Origin of the sequence: Streptomyces sp. WELS2, assembly GCF_013870595.1 — a bacterium.
Taxonomy (GTDB): domain Bacteria; phylum Actinomycetota; class Actinomycetes; order Streptomycetales; family Streptomycetaceae; genus Streptomyces.
In genome coordinates, this window is sequence record NZ_JACBWZ010001082.1 from 1 (window position 1) to 1810 (window position 1810).

Here is a 1810-nt window from a genome sequence, read left to right on the forward strand (position 1 = left end):
TGGCGCGCGGTGCTCCGGCAGACGGTGCTGCGCGCGCGGGACGAGGGCAGCCTGCGGCCCGGCGCCGGTGTGGAGTCCGTCGTGGACCTGGCGCTGGCCCTCGCACTCCATCAGGAGGCGGTTCCCGCGGACCGCGACCGGGAGGCCTGGCTGACCGGTGCCTGGGAACTGCTGCTCCCCGCGCTGGCCGCGCCGGCCTTCTCCGACTCGCTCACGCCGGCATCCCCTTGACGAGAGCCGTGCTGGTCGCGGCCCCGGGGATGGAACGGCAGCCGGTCGTCATCGGTGGACGTCCACGCCGATGACGGCCGACGGGGAGCCGGTACGTCCACCGGCCCGATGGGGTCAGCTCGCCGTTTCCGCCACCAGTGCCGCGGCGTCCCGCGCCCGCATCTCGGCGAGCACCCGGGTCCCGCGGTCCGGTCCGAAGTCGAGCTGCGCGAAGATCGCGGGCATCGCGACACTGGGCAGGGTGTAGGCGAAGATGGAGGAGATGCGCTCTTCCAGGTCCTCCCACCCGGACGTCACCTCCGAGACTATCTGGGCGCCGACCCAGGAGCTGACCAGGAAGCGGCCCAGTTCCTCGGGCACCACGTGCGGGTAGACCTCGCCGTGCTCCTTGGCCGCGAGCACCATGGAGGCGAACCGCATCGCCCACGCCTCCCAGGGGCCGCCGTCGGTCAGTTCCTGGAGCTGCGGCTCCATCGCCAGCTTGGCGCCGGCCCGCAGCATGATCTCCTGCGGCAGCCGACAGGCCAGGGCCATGGCCTCGTCGACGAGTTCCTGGAGCTTGTAGGTGCGCGGCGGATACCCCTGCTCCGTCACCTGCTCGGCGAAGATGCCCTGTACCAACTGTTCCTTGGAAGCGAAGTGGAAGTACAGGGCCCCCCTCGTGACCTGGGCCCTTTCGAGAATCTGCGCGATGCTGGCACCGTGGTAGCCGTGCTGCGCGAAGACCTCCGCCGCCGCGTTCAGGATGGCGCCACGGGTTCGGATCGCGCGCAACTGCTGTGCCATGTGTTCGTCCTCTCGTCCGCGCCACGCCACCCCCTCCGAGCTGACGCGGATGCCCGATCCCGGCCTGCGGAGTGCGGGCCGGGAGACAAAAGAAACCAGATGATTGGTACTTTACCAATCCGTGAAGCCGGACCTCCCGTGGCCGAACGCCGGGACTCACCAGGCTCCGGCGCCGCCGTCCACCGCCATGGTGGCACCGGTGACGAAGCCGGCCTGGTCGCTGCAGAGCCACACCGCGACCTGGGCCACCTCCTCCGGATCGGCCACTCTCCCCTGCGGATTGCGGCGGCGCATGCGCTCCTCGGCCGCCGGGTCACGGGCGAAGACGCCCTCGGACATCTCCGACCGGGTCAGCCCGGTGGCGAGCGCGTTCACCCGGATGCCGTGCGCCGCGTACTGCGCCGCGGCCGACTTGGTCAGGCCGAGCACGGCATGCTTGGCGGCCACGTAGGGCGCCCCCTGCGAGGTCGCGCGGACCCCGGCGATGCTGCTGTTGTTGACGATCGCGCCGCCCGCCCCGTTCGCGAGCATGGCCCTGATCTCGTGTTTCATGCAGAGCCAGACGCCACGGGTGTTCACGTCGAGCACCGTGTCGTAGTCGGCGTCGTCCGTCTCGTGCAGCAGGGCCGGTTCGGTCGTCGTACCGGCGTTGTTGAACGCGGCGTCGAGCCTGCCGTACCGGTCGACGGCGAGCCGTACCACCCGCTCCACGTCCTCGGCGCTGGTCACGTCGCCGCCCGCGCAGGCGACTTCGGCGCCCTTGTCCCGCAGCTCGGCCGCCAGCTCCTCCAGC

2 protein-coding genes and 1 pseudogene are annotated in these 1810 nt (G+C 71.1%); 1 reads left to right on the plus strand and 2 read right to left on the minus strand.

Going from position 1 to position 1810, the window contains the following annotated elements:
• Window positions 1–231 (plus strand): annotated as a pseudogene (locus H5J33_RS33820) (hypothetical protein); the annotation flags it as partial.
• A gap of 114 nt (window positions 232–345) precedes the next feature.
• On the opposite strand, the gene H5J33_RS33825 reads toward H5J33_RS33820, so the two are convergent.
• Together H5J33_RS33825 and H5J33_RS33830 are read right to left on the minus strand one after the other, a co-directional pair.
• Window positions 346–1017 carry a ScbR family autoregulator-binding transcription factor gene (locus tag H5J33_RS33825; RefSeq protein ID WP_181798495.1) on the minus strand — a complete coding sequence of 224 codons (672 nt, stop codon included), beginning with the start codon at window positions 1015–1017 and terminating at the stop codon, window positions 346–348.
• A 156-nt stretch (window positions 1018–1173) separates the two neighbouring features.
• The coding region (locus H5J33_RS33830; RefSeq protein WP_181798496.1) for an SDR family NAD(P)-dependent oxidoreductase at window positions 1174–1810 on the minus strand (637 nt) is incomplete at its 5' end.

Coding starts and splice junctions, on each gene's coding strand:
- H5J33_RS33825 (WP_181798495.1), bottom strand. CDS start 1,017: ATGGCACAGCAGTTGCGCGCGATCCGAACCCGTGGCGCCATCCTGAAC.